A 14,220-nucleotide genomic window follows, 5' to 3' on the forward strand; every position below is an offset into this window, starting at 1 on the left:
TCAGCCGGTCAGCTCGGCCAGGGCGGCGGCGAACAGCGCCGTGTGGGTGTCCACGTCCGCCTCGGTCGTGTCGGGGCACATGAGCGCCATGTTGTGGAACGGGGTCAGCAGGATGCCCCGGTTCGCGAGATACAGGTGGAGGAAGTCCTCCAGCTCGGTGTCGCCGGCCGCCTCGGACTCGGTGCCGGTGCGCGGTGCCGGGTCGGCGAAGCGGTACTCGGTGCGGGCGCCGAGGCGGCTGACCGACCAGGGCAGCGCGTGTGCCGCGATGCCCGCGCGGACGCCGGCCTCGAAGCGCTCGGACAGCTTGGCCATGTGGGCGAAGGCCTCGTCGGTGAGCACGTGCTCCAGGGTGGCCCGCATCGCCGCGACGGAGAGCGCGTTGCCCGCCAGGGTGCCCCCGACCCCGCCCATGTCCACCAGGTCCAGGTCGTCGCGGCCGAGCAGCCGCTCGGCTAGGTCGGCGGCCAGGCCGTAGGCGCCGGCCGGGATGCCGCCGCCGATGGCCTTGCCGATGGTCAGCAGGTCGGGCTCCAGGTCCCAGGCGGCGGTGCAGCCGCCCGGCCCGGCGGAGAAGGTGTGCGTCTCGTCGTTGATCAGCAGCGTGCCGTACTGCCGGGTCAGCTCCCGCACGCCGGTCAGGTATCCGGGTTCGGGCAGGACGATGCCGATGTTGGTGAGCGCGGGTTCCATCAGGACGGCGGCCACGTCGCCGTGGGCCAGCTCGCGCTCCAGCTGTGCCAGATCGTTGAACTCGGCGACCCGGCTGGTCAGCGTGACGTCACAGGGGGCGCCGACGTTTCCGGGGCGGGCGGTGCCTTGGCCGTCCGGGCCGACGACGATCAGCGACTCGTCGACGCTGCCGTGGTAGCTGTAGCTGTTCACGAGGATCTTGGAACGGCCCGTGACGGCCCGGGCGAGGCGGATCGCCCAGCGGTTGGCGTCGGTCGCGGTCAGCGAGAAGCTCCAGCGCGCGAGCCCGAAGCGGCGGGTCAGCTCCGCGCCGACCCACTCGGCGTCCTCGGTGGGGAGCATCGCGGTGGCTCCGCCCAGCTCGGCGAACCTGCGGTGCACCGCCTCCGCCACCACCGCGGGCGAGTGACCGGCCATGGCCCCGGTGTCACCGAGGCAGAAGTCGACGTACTCGTGCCCGTCGATGTCGGTGACGCGGGCGCCGCGTGCGGTGGCGAGGTAGCGGGGGAACGCGCCGGCGGTCTTGTTCATCCAGGTCATCGGCACCCGGCCGAAGAGGTGGTCGGCGCGGCCGTAGGCCTCTTTCGAGCGCGGGTTGCGGCGCTCGGCCTCGGCGCTCTCGCGGGCCAGGAGCTGGTGCAGGCGGGTGCGGTCCATGGAGTACCCCAGTGGCGACGGCAACGGAACATTCGGAGCGTACGACCGAAACAGCGGACGCCACAAGCCTCGACGAACGAATCAATCGTGGTCACGATCGATTCAAGCGTTCTGCTCCGTCGAGTGGATCCGGCGACCGGCGCTCCCGTCGCGTACTCGCACTCGCGGCTCGAACAACCGAACTGAAACGCCAGGCCGCGCCACCCCTTCCGCCAGGTAGAAATATCTACCAGCATGCATATGCCGGGTTGGCGTGCAGTCGCACCAAGTGCCCGGTGCGGATGCTCCCTGCGGCCGTGGCAGGCGAGCGGTGATCACCCGGAGCAGGGGATGACGAACACGATGTGGATGCAGGGCGTCGAATGGCTCGCCGCGGCCGCGGCAAACCCTCGGGCGTGCAAGTGGCAGTGGGACCACGGGGAGGGCATCGCGCTGCTCGAGGCGGGGCGCTTCTGGGACGTGCTCAGCGTTCCCGACCGGCTCGGCCTGCTCACGCTGGACCTGCTGTGGCGGCCGACGCTGCCGGTGCCCGGACCCACGCTGGTGGACACCGCCGCGCACAGAGTCGGCTTCTTCCTGCCACCCGATCCGTCAGGGCAGTGGGTCGGGGCGGGGCTGCGCTACGCGAGCAAGGGATCCTGGGTGGCCGTACCGCCGCCGTACCGCTCGGCCAGGGCCCTGGAGTGGCTGATCCCGCCCGACGGCACCGGCTCGCTGCACGTGCCCGGCACCCTGGAACAGGCGCTGCGCCAGGCCAACGGCACCCTGACGGTGCTCACCCCGATGTCCGAGAAGTAGCGTCGGGGGCACCCGCCGGTCCGGGAGCGTCCGGACGGCGGGCGCCCCCGCGGTTCAGCAGATCCTCGGCAGCTGCTCCCCCAGCGGCATGTCGACCACCCGGGTGCCGCCCAGGCCGGTGCGGGCCACCACCATCCCGGGGTGCGCCTCGACCGCCTCACCGATGATCACGGCCTGCGCGCCCAGCGGATGCGTCCGCATCGCCGCCAGTACGGCGTCGGCGTGCTCGCGCGGCACGAAGGCCACCAGCTTGCCCTCGTTGGCGACGTAGAAGGGGTCGAGGCCGAGCACCGCGCAGGCGTTGGCCACGGCCGGCGGGACCGGGACGTGCCGCTCGGTGAGGACGACGCCGGCGCCGGACGCGGCCGCGATCTCGTTGAGCGAGGCCGCGAGGCCGCCCCGAGTGGGGTCGCGCAGCACGTGGAGATCCGGCGTGACCGCGAGCATGGCCTCGACGAGGCCGCCGAGGGCGGCGCAGTCGCTCTCGATCTCGACCCCGAACTCCAGGCCCTCGCGCACGCTCATGATGGCCACGCCGTGCACCCCGACCGGCCCGCTGACGATCACGACGTCGCCGGGTACGACGCGCTGCGGGCGCAGGTCGACACCTGCCGGGATGAGACCGATACCCGCGGTGTTGAGGTAGATGCCGTCGCCGCGGCCGGACTCCACCACCTTGGTGTCGCCCGTCGCCACCTCCACGCCCGCGGCCCGCGCGGCCGCGCCGAGCGCCTCGGCGACCCGGGACACGGTCTCCAGCTCCACGCCCTCCTCCAGGATGAATCCGCAGGAGAGGTAGGCCGCCCGGGCGCCGCTCATGGCGAGGTCGTTGACGGTGCCGTTCACCGCGAGGTCGCCGATGCTGCCGCCGGGGAAGAACAGCGGCCGCACGACGAAGGAGTCGGTGGAGAAGGCCAGCCGGGCACCGCCGAGCGTGAGCGCGGCGGAGTCTCCGAACTGGGCGAGCGTCTCGCCCCCGAAGGCGGGCGCGAAGACGTGCTGGACCAGTTCGGCGGAGAGCGTGCCGCCCCCACCGTGGCCCATGACGATCCGGGGCTGGTCGCGCAGCGGGGCCGGGCAGGTCCAGGCGGTCGGGTCCAGGGTGCCGGTGGTGGTCTCAGGCAACGGGGCTCGCCTCCCGGGGAGCGGGGGTGGTCTCCAGACGCCGGTAGAGGTAGTAGGCGGCGCAGGCGCCCTCGCTGGAGACCATGGTGGCTCCGAGCGGGGTACGGGGGGTGCAGCGGGTGCCGAACGCCTCGCACTCGTTCGGCTTCAGCAGGCCCTGGAGGACCTCGCCGCTGCGGCACTCGGCCGGTTCGCAGGTGCGGATGTCGCCGACGGAGAAGCGCGCCTCCGCGTCGTACTCCCGGTACTTGGCGGACAGCCGCCACCCGCTGTCCGGGATCACGCCGATGCCCCGCCAGGCGCGGTCGGTGACCTCGAAGACGTCCTCCAGCATGGCCCGGGCGGCAGGGTTCCCCTCGGCGCGGACGGCACGCGGGTAGGCGTTCTCGACGCCGTGCTCGCCGCGCTCCAGCTGGGCCACGGTCCGGCGCACGCCCTCCAGGATGTCCAGCGGTTCGAAGCCGGTCACCACGATCGGCACGCGATGGCGTCCCGCCAGTGCCGGGTACTCGTCCACGCCCATCACCGTGCACACGTGTCCGGCGGCCAGGAAGCCCTGCACCCGGCAGTCCGGGGAGCGCATGATCGCCTCGATGGCCGGGGGCACGCGCACGTGCGAGACCAGCATGCTGAAGTTGCGGATGCCGTGCCGACGCGCCTGATGGACCGTCATGGCATTGGGCGGGGCGGTCGTCTCGAAGCCGATGCCGAAGAACACCACCTGGCGGTCCGGGTTCTCCCGGGCGACCCGCAGGGCGTCCAGCGGCGAGTACACGACCCGTACGTCGCCGCCCTCGCCGCGCACCTGGAACAGGTCCCGTCCGGTGCCCGGCACCCGCAGCATGTCGCCGAACGAGCAGAAGATCACCTCGGGGCGGGAGGCGATCTCCAGGGCCTTGTCGATGACCTCCAGCGGCGTCACGCACACCGGACAGCCGGGGCCGTGGATCAACTCGACCTGCTCGGGCAGGAGTTGGTCGATGCCGTGACGGATGATGGAGTGCGTCTGCCCGCCGCAGACCTCCATCAGCGCCCAGGGCCTGGTCACCGTCGCGTGGATCTCGTCGAGGAGCCGGCGGGCCAGCTCCGGGTCCTGGAACTCGTCGATGTACTTCACTTCCGCGCCTCCTCACCGACGGGCGGCAGGCCCCCGCCGGCGGCCGCCTCCCAGGGGTCGCCGAACTCCTCCTGCAGCATGCCGAGTTCGGAGAAGAGTTCGAGCGTGTGCCGTGCCGACTCCTCGTCGAGCCGCTGCAGCGCGAACCCGACGTGCACGATGGCGTACTCGCCGACCTGGAGGTCGGGCAGGTACTCCAGGCACACCTCCTTGACCACACCGCCGAAGTCGACGGTGGCCAACCGGGTGCCGTCGCGTTCCTGGATGTCCAGCACTCTGCCGGGTACCGCCAGGCACATGGGCCTTCTCCTCGCTGTGGGGGTGGTGCGTCGAGCTGTGTACGTCGATCAGGTGCTCCCCTGCGGGTCCCCGGCGCGGGCGGCCACCATGAGCTGGCCGAGGGCCAGGCCGCCGTCGCCCGGAGGGACCAGGTGGTGGCGCAGCACGGTGAAGCCGGCCGCGTCCAGGGCCGCGGCGCAGGCCGAGGAGAGAACGGAGTTGACGAACACGCCGCCGGTCAGGGCGACCGTGTCCACTTTGTGCGTCTCCCGTGCCCGTCGGCACACGCGGTGCACGAGGTCGACGACGGCCCGGTGGAAGCGGGCCGCGACCGCCTCCCGGTCCGCGCCCGCGCGCAGGTCGGCCACGATCGCCGCCAGGACGGGTGCCGGGTCGGCGCGCAGCGGGCCGTCGCCGGGCCGGGTGGCCTCCAGGAGGCCGAAGGAGTAGGCGGTGGTGTCCTCGGACGGCACCCTGAGGGCGGCCGCCTCCAGTTCGACGGCGGCCTGCGCCTCGTAACCCGCCCGGTGGCACACACCGGCCAGGGACGAGACGGCGTCGAAGAGCCGGCCCATGCTGGAGGTGGGCACGCAGTTGAGCTCGCGTTCCAACTGTCGTGCCAGTACGGGGAGTTCCTCGCGCGGGCAGGCGGTGACGCAGGCCAGGTCGCCGGACCAGTCGATCCCGGCCGCCCGCAGGTGGGCGAGGGCCATGCGGTAGGGGCGGCGCACCGCGGCGTCGCCGCCGGGCAGCGGTACGTAGGCCAGGTGGGCGAGGCGGGTGTAGCCGTCGTAGTCGGCGAGCAGGAACTCCCCGCCCCACACCGCCTTGTCGTCGCCGTAGCCCGTGCCGTCGAAGGCGACGCCGAGCACCGGCCGGCTGCCGTCCAGGCCGTGCTCGGCCATCGCGGCGGCGACATGGGCGTGGTGGTGCTGGACCCGGACCACGGGGCGGCCCCGGGCGTTGTGGACGGCCCACTGGGCGGAGCGGTAGCCGGGGTGCCGGTCCGCCGCCAGCAGCCGGGGACGGACCGGGGTGATCGACCCCAGTTGTCCCACGGCGCGTTCGAAGGCCCGCTGGGTGGCCAGGTCGTCCATGTCGCCGATGTGGGCCGACAGCCAGGCCCGGCGCCCCTCCCCGAGGCCGAGGACGTTCTTCAGGTCGCCGCCGACCGCGAGGGACGGGCGCACCGGGAGGGGGAGGTCGAGGGGCAGGGGCGCGTAGCCGCGGGCCCGGCGTACGATCAACGGCTTTCCGTCGCACACCCGCACCACCGAGTCGTCGCACGGCACCTGGATCGGGCGGTCGTGGGTGAGCCAGCCGTCGGCCAGATGGGCCAGCCGCTCCCGCGCCTCCGCGTCGTCGGTGACGATCGGTTCGCCGGAGGTGTTGCCGCTGGTCATGACGAGCAGCCGCGGTCCCTCGGCGTCGCCCGGCAGGCCGAACAGGAGGTGGTGGAGCGGGGTGTACGGCAGCAGGACGCCGAGGTCGGGGCTGCCCGGGGCGACCGCGTCCGCGGGCCTCGCGACCGCGCCCGCGACGCGCGTGCGCCGGCGCAGCAGGACGATGGGGCGGGCCGGGCCGGTCAGCAGACCGCGCTCCTCCGAGGTGAGCCGGACGAGCGGCTCGACGTCGTCGAGGCCGCGGGCCATCACCGCGAACGGCTTGTCGCCCCGCGACTTGCGCAGCCGCAGCCGGGCGACCGCGCCCTCGTCCGTGGCGTCACAGGCCAGGTGGTAACCGCCGAGCCCCTTGATCGCGAGGATCGCGCCGCTCGCCAGCAGCGTACGGGCCACCGGGACGGGGTCCGCGGTCGCGACCGGGGAGGCCGGGTCACCGGCCTGCGGACCGGGCACGAACAGGCGCAGGCGCGGACCGCAGGCCGGGCAGGCGACCGGCTGGGCGTGGAAACGCCGGTCGGCGGGGTCGGCGTACTCGCGGGCGCAGTCGGGGCACATCGGGAAGCCGGCCATCGTGGTCTGCGCCCGGTCGTAGGGCAGGCCGGTGACGATCGTGAACCGGGGCCCGCAGTGAGTGCAGTTGACGAACGGGTGGCGGTGGCGCCGGTCGGTGGGGTCGGCCAGTTCGCGCAGACAGTCGGCGCAGGTCGCCGTGTCCGGGGGGACCAGGGTGCGGGCGGGTCCGGCCGTGCGGGAGGCCAGGATGGTGAACCCGGTGCCGCCGACGGCGGGCACGTCCTGATGGTCGACGGCGTCCACGCGGGCCAGGGGCGGCGCGTCGGGGGCGATCCGCGCGCAGAACCGGACGACCGCCTCGGGCGCGCCCTCCACCTCCGCGACGACACCCTCCGGGGTGTTGGTCACGTGCCCGGACAGCCGCAGCGAGGTGGCGAGGGTGTGGACGTACGGCCGGAAGCCGACCCCCTGCACCACGCCCCGTACGGTGACCCGGCGGCGCAGGAGGATGCGGCTGCCGACGGCGCTCGGCGGGGGCAGGACGCTCACGAGCGGGACGGGAGCGGGGTGCGGTGGGGTTCGTGGCCGTGCTCATGGCCGAGCCCGTGGCCGTGATCATGGCCGTGCTCGTGGCCGTGTCCGGCCTGACGTGCCATCACGGGGCTGTGCGGCGGGGCGCCCTCCGCGGCCGCCAGGGCGCGGTCCAGCAGGGTGCCGAGCCCCTGCCGCGCGCGGACCGAGGTCAGCAGTACGTCCACTCCGGGGTTGACCCGTTCGACGTTGGCGCGGAACGCGGCCTCGTCGAACGCGACCGCCTCCGCGATGTCGGTCTTGGTGACCACCACCAGGTGGGCGAGTCCGAAGGCGGTGGGGTACTTCAGCGGCTTGTCCTCGCCCTCCGTCACGGAGGCCAGGACGACCCGCAGGGTCTCCCCCAGGTCGTAGGAGGCCGGGCACACGAGGTTGCCGACGTTCTCCACGAACAGCAGCCGGGTCGGATCGGGCAGCCAGCGCTCCAGGTGGCGGGCGAGCATCCCGGCCTCCAGATGGCACAGCCCGTCGGTGAGGACCTGCTTGACCGGGACTCCCGAACGCGCCAGCCGGTCCGCGTCGTTCTCGGTGGCGAGGTCCGCGGTGAGCGCCGCGACCGGCACACCCCGCTCGCGCGCCAGCGCCAACTCGTGTTCCAGCAGCGCGGTCTTGCCGCTGCCGGGGCTGGACAGCAGGTTGACGACGGTGGTGCCGCGGGCCGCGAGTCCGGCGCGCAGGGCGTGCGCGGTCTCGTCGTTCCGGGCGAGGACGGCCTGCTGCAGGTCGACCACACGGCACATGGTTCAGCGCTCCTCGACGATCGGTTCGCGGGTGGGTGCGTGCGTCCCGCCGTCCTCCCACCGCACGCTGGTGATGCGCAGTTCGCGGCCCGACAGCAGGTCGGAGGTCCCGCCGCCGCAGTTCGGGCAGCTCAGCGAGGGCGGCATGCCGACGGCCCATTCGTGTGCGCACGGAGCGCAGCGCGCCCGGCCCGGCACCGTGTCGGCGACGAGTTCGGCGCCCTCCAACACGGTTCCGGCGCAGGCGAGTTCGAAGCAGAAGGAGAGGGAATCGGGGACGACCCCGGCGAGTTCGCCCACCTCCAGGCACACCGCATGCACCGCGGTGACGTCACCGGCCCGCCGGGCCGCTTCCTCCACCTGTCCGATCACCGCCAGTGCGATGGACATCTCGTGCATCGGTCTCCGTCCTGGCGCGGGACGTACGCGCGCCGGTCACCGGATCCCATTAGAGGCGCCTCCTCATGGACCGGTGGACCGGCACGCCGTGACGGACCGGGCGGGTACGCCGTTCGCCGCAACGCGGGGTCCGGGCCGCGCCTCACATCCTGGCGATGTGCACATAGCGCTTGAGGTCGGGCAGCGACTGCACGACCAGCGCGGCCACGGCCGCGGCCAGTACTCCGAGCGCGACGTTCTTCTTCATTCTGTCTCTCCTCATTTCGCGGCTTCGCCGGCCAGCGGCCGCCGGACGGACTCGGGGGGTGTGTCCAGCAGTTCCTCGATCAGCCGGACCGCCTGCGGTACGGCCTCGGACACGGGGGCGCTCAGGCCCATCCGCTCCTCGACGCAGGCCGGTTCGCAGCCCACGACGAGCGTGCGGCGCGGTGGCCGGCCGCCGGCTGTGGCGCAGAGGGTGCCCAGCAGGGCCAGGACGGCGTCGGGGGTCATCCGGTGGCCGTCGAGCGGGGCGTGCCCCGGCTCGTCCGCGCCGACGTCCTCGTGCTCGATCACGTAGAGGGTGCCGGGGGCCTCGCCGCGGGCGGTGGCGTCCACGAGGATCAACGTGTCGTACCCGTCGAGGAGTTGGTATGCGAGGTGGACGCCCCGGACGCCGATGTCCGCGACCTCCACGTGGTCCGGCAGCGGGCGCCCGGCGAGTGCGCGGACCGTCTCGACGCCGAAGCCGTCGTCGCCGAGGAAGATGTTCCCGATGCCCGCGACGAGGACGCTGCCCCGGGGTGTGGGGCGGCTCATGCGTCCTCCTGTGCCAGGGTCAGTTCGTCGGGCTGGAAGTACAGGTAACGGCCCTGTTCGCGGCGCAGGTCGGCGCCCGGGTCGCCGTCGACCGTCACCGCCAGGTGCACTCCGCCGTCCACGTCGTGCAGGACGGCCTCGACCGTCGCGGTGCGCCCGCGCAGGAACAGGTCCTGGGCGTCGGTGCGGCGCAGGCCGGGGTTGAGGACGACCCTGCTGCCGGCGCCCACCGACCGGCCGTCGACCAGGACTTGGTCGCGTTCCGGATCGAAGCCGGCGTCGGCGGCCGGATCCCACCACGGGGTGTCCGGCGATCGCGGGCCGGGCGCGTCGGCCATGGCCGGGGGCCCGGTCACCTCGCGCAGGCCGCGCACCGCGCCGTGCAGGCGTTCCCACACGTCCGGTGGCAGCGAGTCCGCCAGGTCGATGGCGGCGGCGGCACGCTCGTCGGTGCCCCGTGCCTCGCGCTTCTCCTCGTCGGTGAGGGCGGCGGTGCGCAGGGCGAGGATCTCGTCGATCTCGGTGGCGTCGTACAGGGCGCCGGGGCTCTCGGGGGCGATGGCCGGATGGTCCTCCAGGATGATCGGTGAGGACAGCATCACGTCCGCGCGGCCGGGCTCGGCCGCGAGCACCGGCCAGGTGTGCAGGTTGCGGCAGGAGCCGATCGCTGCCCTGGCCCACTCGGGCGGATCCGTCATGGACAGGAACGCGCCCTTGCTCAGCGCCATGAGGAGGTGGGCGGCCATCAGGGAGCGCGGGAGTGCCGCGTCCCGGTCGGCCGCGTGGCCGGCCGGCGGGAGCCAGGTGCTGGTGTTCTCGACGACGGCGGTCAGCCGCATCACCCGGTAGGGGCCGTCGAGTTCGCGCGCCGACAGGCGCAGGACGCCGTCCAGTTCCTCGTAGCGGCGGATCGTACGGCCGATCTCGCGGCCGATCTCGTCGAGGACGGGTTCGGTCTCCTCGCCCGCGGGCCGGTCGAAGGGGATCACGACGTCGCCGGCGAGGAGTTCGTCCACCGGGACGACCGCCTCGACGCGTTCCTCGACGCCTTCGTCCCAGGGGACCAGTACCCGGTCCTCCAGCCGGAGTTCGGGCACGGTCTCGAACCGGCCGTCCGGCAGCACCCGTTGGACCGTGCGGCGGCGGGCGCGCAGGAAGCGCAGTTCGACGGCCAGGGCGGCGCCCGCCCTCGGTTCCATGAGGCACTCGGTGTGCTGGAAGGCGTGCTCCTCGCACTCGGCGCCCCAGGCCGGCGGGACCAGTACGCCGAACTGCCAGCGCAGCCGGTTCTTGGCCGCGGAGGCGCGGTAGGGGTAGAGCACGTAGCCCTCGAAGAGGACGGCGTCGGCGACCTGCCGGGCGAGGGCGAGGCGCGCCTCGGTCTGAGGCGCGAACGCGGTCACGCTCACGGAGCGGTTCCTCCTGTCGTGGTGGCGCCGGTGAGGGACGCGCCCGGCGCGTCCCCGAGCAGGTCGTGGACGGTGGCCTCCCAGGAGGGCAGCGCCCGGCGGGAGCGGTGGGCCAGCAGGGCGTCCATGGTGGCGCGGGGCAGTCTGATCCAGCCGCAGCCGGGGAAGTGCTGGTCGACCATCTCGCGCCAGGTGGCGACCGGCATCCGGAACTGCGCCTCCCGGTCCCAGGGGACGGGTGCGACGCGGAAGCCGCCGGCCCCGGTGAAGGCCGTGCCGGAGAAGAGCATCAGCAGCGGCACCTCGCCGCCGCCGAGGGCGTCGAGGTAGCGGGTCGCGGCGATGTCCATGTCGTAGGTGCAGGGCACGACCAGGTCCGCCTCGGTCTGTCCGGTGAAGCCGGTGACCATGAGGGAGACCTGCGCGAACTGCACGGGCTGGAGGGTGCTGCCCCAGCGGGAGCGCTCCCCGAAGAGGTCGAGGAGCCCGTCGGCCTCGGCGCCGTCGTAGCCGCGCCGGGCGGGCTCGATACGGATCTGGCAGCGCAGCGCGAGGGCGTGCACGGGTTCGTCGCCGGGCGCGGTGATGCGCAGCCGGAAGACCAGGGTGGGTCCGGCCGCGTACCGGTCGGCGCGTACGCCGGTGCAGGTGAAGGAGAGGTCGGTCACGGCCGGTCTCCCCCGCCGACGGGCCGGGCGAGGCTCTCGACCCGGGCGAAGAACGCGTCCAGGGCGGCGCGGGCCTCGGCGCCGCCGTCGAAGCCCTGCCACAACTGGCGCATGCGGCCGACCAGTTCGTAGCAGATGTCGATCGGTACGAGGTGGCAGGAGATCCCGGCGGCGGTGCGGCGCAGCAGGAGTGCCTCGACGTCCGGGCTCAGCAGTGCGGCGAGTCCGGTGGCGTCGAGGACCGAGGCCCACGCCTCGGGTTCGAGTTCACTCTCGGTGGCACCGGCGGGGCTGGGGTAGAGGGCCACCAGCCGGTCGAGCACGGTGTTGCGGAAGAAGAACGCGACACCGACCGGGATGCGCAGCGCGTCCCAGGCGGCATCGGCGAGGCGGTGGTCCGGGTCGGTGAGGTACCGGCCCGGGACCGCCCGGAAGCGGCCCCTGTCGGCGCCCGGCTGGTCCATGAGCAGGAAGCAGGCGGTGCAGGCGCACACCAGTGACCGCCGCTCGATGTCCACGAGGTGGCGGTGGCGGGCCTCGTCCACCACCGCCGCGCACAGTCCGCACCGCTCGGGGCGGGGCGGACGCTCGGTCAGGAACCGGCGCAGGCCGCCACCGGGTCGGGTCACTTCGTTCGGGTGGAGAGCAGCCGCGCCGGACACCGGGGCCGGGGGCGCGTTCATCCGCCGGCCCCGGGCCGGGTGCCGATCTGGAGCAGCGCGGGCTCCTTGGCACCGGCCCGCAGCTCGACCGCCGTGACCTCGGGCACGAAGCAGGTGAGCGCGTCCTCGGCGGCCTGCCGCACCGCGTCCGCGGTGGCGGCGCAGCCGCAGCCCGAGCCGCCCGCCGCGCGCAGCCGGAGCGTGCCGCTGGGCTCGTCGAACTCCTCGACCTTCAGGTTCTGGTCGCGGACGGTGGCCAGGGCACGACCGATGCGGGTCGCCCGGTCCTCGGGGTGCAGTTCGTGCAGCACCAGCAGGCCGGCGACGAGTTCGTCGCCGAGCAGGGCCGCCCCGGGGCCGTCCGGGGGCAGCAGTTCGAGGACCCGGGCGAGCCCGGCGCCGTAGAAGTCCATGAGGCAGCGCACCAGTTCCTCCGCCGCCTCGGCCACGGCGGGGTCGCCGGCGGCGGCCAGCCGGTCGAGGACCTCCTCGATCCGGCGGCCGGCCTGTTCCGCGTTCGCCGGCCGCCGGGCGGCGGTCGTCGTCCCGCTCATCCGCCCAGCCCGCTCAGGCCGGTGGGCACGTGCATCTTCTGTACGGTCCGGCCGCCGCCGACGTACATGTGGACACCGCACGGCAGGCAGGGGTCGAAGCTGCGCACCGCGCGCATGATGTCGATGCCCTTGAAGTTCTCCGGCGTGTTCTCCTCGAAGATCGGGGTGTTCTGCACCGCGTCCTCGTACGGGCCGGGCGTGCCGAAGGAGTCCCGGACGCTGGCGTTCCAGGGTGTGGGCGGGTAGGGGTGGTAGTTGGCGATCTTGCCGTCGCGGATCACCATGTGGTGGGAGAGGACGCCGCGGACCGCCTCGGTGAATCCGACGCCGATGCTCTCGTCCGGGACCTCGAACTTCTCCCAGGTCTGGGTGCGTCCGGCGCGGACCTCCTGCAGGCCCTGCTCCGCGAAGTGCAGGGCGAGCGCGGCCGTGTACGCCTGGAAGTAGCTGCGCGCCCGGTTGCGTTCGAGGGCGTTGCTCCACTTCGGGATCTTCCACTCGAACGTGGTCTCGGGCTTGGTCATCGTGCGGGGCAGGTTGATCAGCACGCTGTGGCCGGTGGCCTTCACCCCGCCGACGTCGACGAGCCCGGCGAGGGCGGTGGTCCACAGGCGGGCGATGGGGCCGCCGCCGGTGTCCAGGGCGAGGTGGTCCTTGCCGTCGAACCAGCGCGGCGACATGACCCAGCTGTACTTGTCGTCGAAGTCCCGCTTCTGCGGGGCCGGGATGGTGTGCTGGTTCCACGGGTGGCGCGGGTCGACCGGGTTGCCGAGCGGGTCGTGGGTGACGAACTGCTCCCGGCCCTCCCAGTCCTCGTAGTAGGAGCTGCCCAGCAGGATGCGGATGCCGAGGTTGATCTCGGTGAGGTCGGTGGTGACCAGTTTGTTGTCGACGACGATGCCGGGGGTGACGAACATGCGCCGGCCCCAGTCCGTCATGTTGGCGTAGGTGAAGTCGCAGTACTCGGGGTCGTTGAGCGCTCCCCAGCAGCCGAGCATGATGCGGCGCCGGCCCACTTCCTCGTAGCCGGGCAGCGCCTCGTAGAAGAAGTCGAACAGGTCGTCGTGGAGCGGGACGACCCGCTTCATGAACTCCACGTACTTCATCAGCCGGCTGAGGTAGTCCGTGAACAGCTGGACCGAGGCCACGGTGCCGACACCGCCCGGGTAGAGCGTGGAGGGGTGCACGTGGCGCCCCTCCATCAGGCAGAACATCTCCCGGGTGTAGCGGCTGACCTGGAGCGCCTCGCGGTAGAACTCGCCCTCGAGGGGGTTGAGGGACCGCATGATGTCGGCGATGGTCCGGTAGCCGTGCTCGGCGGCGTGCGGGGCCTCGGTGCGCTCGGCGAGTTCGAGGACGCCGGGGTTGGTCTCCTTGACCATCTTCTCGCAGTAGTCGACCCCGACCAGGTTCTCCTGGAAGATGTTGTGGTCGAACATGTACTCGGCGGCCTCGCCGAGGTTGATGACCCACTCGCCCAGGTACGGCGGCTTCACCCCGTAGGCCATGTTCTGCGTGTACACGGAGCAGGTGGCGTGGTTGTCGCCGCAGATCCCGCAGATCCGGCTGGTGATGAAGTGGGCGTCGCGCGGGTCCTTGCCGCGCATGAAGACGCTGTAGCCGCGGAAGACCGACGAGGTGCTGTAGCACTCGGCGACCCGCTTCTGCTTGAAGTCGATCTTCGTGTGGATGCCGAGGCTGCCCACGATCCGGGTGATCGGATCCCAGGACATCTCCATCAGGCCGCTGCCGTCGCCGGCCCGCTTGGTCGTGGGGGTCATGGTCTGTGTGGTGCCCTTCTGCTGGCGAGGGGG

General features: G+C 72.9%; 15 protein-coding genes. 1 reads left to right on the forward strand and 14 read right to left on the reverse strand.

From position 1 onward, the window contains the following. On the reverse strand, nt 1–1,350 hold the full coding sequence (locus ACWGKT_RS31345; protein WP_453276336.1) for a transaminase: 1,350 nt from the start codon (nt 1,348–1,350) through the stop codon (nt 1–3). A 330-nt stretch (nt 1,351–1,680) separates the two neighbouring features. Here ACWGKT_RS31345 and ACWGKT_RS31350 point away from each other — a divergent pair, with 330 nt between their 5' ends. Further along, a complete protein-coding gene (locus ACWGKT_RS31350) occupies nt 1,681–2,148 on the forward strand; it encodes a hypothetical protein (RefSeq protein ID WP_235458581.1) in 468 nt (155 codons plus the stop codon). 54 nt (nt 2,149–2,202) lie between these two features. On the opposite strand, the gene hypE is transcribed toward ACWGKT_RS31350, so the two are convergent. From hypE to ACWGKT_RS31415, 13 genes are all read right to left on the reverse strand, one after another. Next, nucleotides 2,203–3,192 (reverse strand): hydrogenase expression/formation protein HypE, encoded by a 990-nt coding sequence (hypE, locus tag ACWGKT_RS31355; RefSeq protein ID WP_453276368.1) that lies wholly within the window; start codon nt 3,190–3,192, stop codon nt 2,203–2,205. 73 nt (nt 3,193–3,265) lie between these two features. After that, complete coding sequence (gene hypD / locus ACWGKT_RS31360) at nt 3,266–4,390, reverse strand: hydrogenase formation protein HypD (protein ID WP_356141352.1); 1,125 nt, start codon at nt 4,388–4,390, stop codon at nt 3,266–3,268. Then, nucleotides 4,387–4,689, reverse strand: a complete 303-nt coding sequence (locus ACWGKT_RS31365) for a HypC/HybG/HupF family hydrogenase formation chaperone (protein ID WP_235458583.1) — start codon at nt 4,687–4,689, stop codon at nt 4,387–4,389. The genes hypD and ACWGKT_RS31365 overlap by 4 nt, the downstream gene beginning before the upstream one ends. 48 nt (nt 4,690–4,737) lie before the next feature. Then, a complete protein-coding gene (hypF, locus tag ACWGKT_RS31370) occupies nt 4,738–7,134 on the reverse strand; it encodes a carbamoyltransferase HypF (RefSeq protein ID WP_453276337.1) in 2,397 nt (798 codons plus the stop codon). After that, complete coding sequence (hypB, locus tag ACWGKT_RS31375; RefSeq protein ID WP_453276338.1) at nt 7,131–7,916, reverse strand: hydrogenase nickel incorporation protein HypB; 786 nt, start codon at nt 7,914–7,916, stop codon at nt 7,131–7,133. The genes hypF and hypB overlap by 4 nt, the downstream gene beginning before the upstream one ends. A gap of 3 nt (nt 7,917–7,919) precedes the next feature. Further along, entirely contained in the window at nt 7,920–8,315 is a 396-nt protein-coding gene (locus ACWGKT_RS31380) for a hydrogenase maturation nickel metallochaperone HypA/HybF (protein WP_453276339.1), read from the reverse strand. Between the two features lie 142 nt (nt 8,316–8,457). Then, the gene (locus tag ACWGKT_RS31385) at nt 8,458–8,562 is read right to left on the reverse strand and encodes a DUF6893 family small protein (protein WP_374294825.1); all 105 of its coding nucleotides are present in this window, start codon (nt 8,560–8,562) and stop codon (nt 8,458–8,460) included. An 11-nt stretch (nt 8,563–8,573) separates the two neighbouring features. After that, nucleotides 8,574–9,113: a hydrogenase maturation protease gene (locus ACWGKT_RS31390; RefSeq protein ID WP_356141362.1), complete on the reverse strand. Its 540-nt coding sequence runs from the start codon at nt 9,111–9,113 to the stop codon at nt 8,574–8,576. Then, nucleotides 9,110–10,522, reverse strand: a complete 1,413-nt coding sequence (locus ACWGKT_RS31395) for a hypothetical protein (protein WP_453276340.1) — start codon at nt 10,520–10,522, stop codon at nt 9,110–9,112. The genes ACWGKT_RS31390 and ACWGKT_RS31395 overlap by 4 nt, the downstream gene beginning before the upstream one ends. Then, entirely contained in the window at nt 10,519–11,190 is a 672-nt protein-coding gene (locus tag ACWGKT_RS31400; RefSeq protein ID WP_356141366.1) for a DUF6084 family protein, read from the reverse strand. Before ACWGKT_RS31400 ends, ACWGKT_RS31395 begins: the two co-directional genes overlap by 4 nt. Continuing rightward, nucleotides 11,187–11,873 (reverse strand): DUF5947 family protein, encoded by a 687-nt coding sequence (locus tag ACWGKT_RS31405; protein ID WP_453276341.1) that lies wholly within the window; start codon nt 11,871–11,873, stop codon nt 11,187–11,189. Before ACWGKT_RS31405 ends, ACWGKT_RS31400 begins: the two co-directional genes overlap by 4 nt. Continuing rightward, nucleotides 11,870–12,406, reverse strand: a complete 537-nt coding sequence (locus ACWGKT_RS31410; protein ID WP_356141370.1) for a hypothetical protein — start codon at nt 12,404–12,406, stop codon at nt 11,870–11,872. The genes ACWGKT_RS31405 and ACWGKT_RS31410 overlap by 4 nt, the downstream gene beginning before the upstream one ends. Beyond that, nucleotides 12,403–14,187, reverse strand: a complete 1,785-nt coding sequence (locus ACWGKT_RS31415; protein WP_356141372.1) for a nickel-dependent hydrogenase large subunit — start codon at nt 14,185–14,187, stop codon at nt 12,403–12,405. Before ACWGKT_RS31415 ends, ACWGKT_RS31410 begins: the two co-directional genes overlap by 4 nt. Nucleotides 14,188–14,220 lie beyond the last annotated feature (33 nt).

This window comes from Streptomyces sp. NPDC054794, assembly GCF_053611585.1.

Coding starts and splice junctions, on each gene's coding strand:
- ACWGKT_RS31415 (WP_356141372.1), bottom strand. CDS start 14,187: ATGACCCCCACGACCAAGCGGGCCGGCGACGGCAGCGGCCTGATGGAG.
- ACWGKT_RS31405 (WP_453276341.1), bottom strand. CDS start 11,873: ATGAACGCGCCCCCGGCCCCGGTGTCCGGCGCGGCTGCTCTCCACCCG.
- hypE (WP_453276368.1), bottom strand. CDS start 3,192: ATGGGCCACGGTGGGGGCGGCACGCTCTCCGCCGAACTGGTCCAGCAC.
- ACWGKT_RS31385 (WP_374294825.1), bottom strand. CDS start 8,562: ATGAAGAAGAACGTCGCGCTCGGAGTACTGGCCGCGGCCGTGGCCGCG.
- ACWGKT_RS31350 (WP_235458581.1), top strand. CDS start 1,681: ATGACGAACACGATGTGGATGCAGGGCGTCGAATGGCTCGCCGCGGCC.
- ACWGKT_RS31345 (WP_453276336.1), bottom strand. CDS start 1,350: ATGGACCGCACCCGCCTGCACCAGCTCCTGGCCCGCGAGAGCGCCGAG.
- ACWGKT_RS31365 (WP_235458583.1), bottom strand. CDS start 4,689: ATGTGCCTGGCGGTACCCGGCAGAGTGCTGGACATCCAGGAACGCGAC.
- ACWGKT_RS31390 (WP_356141362.1), bottom strand. CDS start 9,113: ATGAGCCGCCCCACACCCCGGGGCAGCGTCCTCGTCGCGGGCATCGGG.
- hypB (WP_453276338.1), bottom strand. CDS start 7,916: ATGTGCCGTGTGGTCGACCTGCAGCAGGCCGTCCTCGCCCGGAACGAC.
- ACWGKT_RS31380 (WP_453276339.1), bottom strand. CDS start 8,315: ATGCACGAGATGTCCATCGCACTGGCGGTGATCGGACAGGTGGAGGAA.
- ACWGKT_RS31410 (WP_356141370.1), bottom strand. CDS start 12,406: ATGAGCGGGACGACGACCGCCGCCCGGCGGCCGGCGAACGCGGAACAG.